This is a genomic window from Aquimarina macrocephali JAMB N27, from assembly GCF_000520995.1.
Classification (GTDB): Bacteria; Bacteroidota; Bacteroidia; order Flavobacteriales; family Flavobacteriaceae; genus Aquimarina; species Aquimarina macrocephali.
In genome coordinates, this window is the sequence record NZ_JACA01000112.1 from 1 (window position 1) to 1,356 (window position 1,356).

1 protein-coding gene is annotated in these 1,356 nt (G+C 39.2%); it reads left to right on the forward strand.

Translation table 11 applies throughout. From position 1 onward, the window contains the following. The coding region (locus Z054_RS29580) for a beta-ketoacyl reductase (protein ID WP_035093859.1) at positions 1-1,356 on the forward strand (1,356 nt) is incomplete at both ends.

A 1,356-nucleotide genomic window follows, 5' to 3' on the forward strand; every position in this document is an offset into this window, starting at 1 on the left:
TACTAACTCCCAAAGTTACAGGTACCTTCAACCTGGATCAGGCCAGCAAGGATATTGACTTGGACTTTTTGGTGTTGTTTTCCTCTGTGGCTTCACTAATAGGTAATGTAGGTCAATCAGATTATGCAGTGGCTAATGGTTTTATGGATCAGTTTGCTTCGTATCGTAATCAAATGGTTTTGGATGATCAACGACAGGGACACACTTTGTCTATCAACTGGCCATTGTGGAAAGATGGTGGTATGCAAATAAATCAGGAAAATCGGGAAATACTGAAACAAACCCTAGAGGTACAGCCAATGGAGACAATCATTGGGATGTACACATTTTATTGTAGCCTGGAACTACGGCTGAATCAGGTCTTGGTAATGAAAGGCAATTTACCTCAATTGGATAGCATTAAGAATATAGATCAGGAAATAAAAAATAAATCGTTACCCAACCAGAAAGTTATAGATTCTCCAGTGGTTACCAACAACATTCACAGTGATCTTTTTGAAAAAACTGAAGATTACTTGTGTAAAGAATTCTCTTTGTTATTAAAGCTGACTTCCCATAAAATAGATCCGCAGGCACCATTAGAGAAATATGGTATTGACTCTATACTGGCGATGAAGTTTACAAGTAGATTAGAAGAAACCTTTCCTTCTCTGCCCAAGACTTTGTTTTTTGAATACCAGACCATAAGAGAGCTTACAGAATACTTTATAACATCTCACTCGACTCAATTAGTTGCTCTTTTTAATACAGAGCTAAATAACACTTCCAAGGAAAAGTCAATTGAAATAAAATCTGGAACTGATGATCAAATATGGCATAAACTGATTTCGGGTAAACGCTTTAGTCGTCCTCGTCCTTTTACTGATTTAACGAATTCTATACACTCAGTTTCTACAGATCCTATTGCTATTGTAGGATTAAGTGGTCGTTATCCGGCTTCGGTTGATGTAGCAGCGTATTGGGATAATCTAAAGGGAGGTAAGGATTGTATCACCGAGATTCCTAAAGATCGTTGGGACTGGCGAGAGTATTATAGTGAGGATCGTAGTAAAAGCGGTTATCATTACAGTAAATGGGGTGGTTTTATAGAAGGGGTTGATGAATTTGATCCAAGGTTTTTTAATATCTCACCCAGAGAGGCAGCATCAATCGATCCTCAGGAGCGTTTGTTTTTACAGCATAGCTGGATGGCAATCGAAGATGCAGGATACACACGTTCCAGCTTACAGATACCTCGCGAAGAAGGACTGGCAGGTCAAGTAGGTGTCTATGCAGGTGTGATGTACGGAGAATACAATCTATCAGGGAGCTTAGCGAGTATCGCGAACCGAGTTTCTTATTTTTTAAACGCTCATG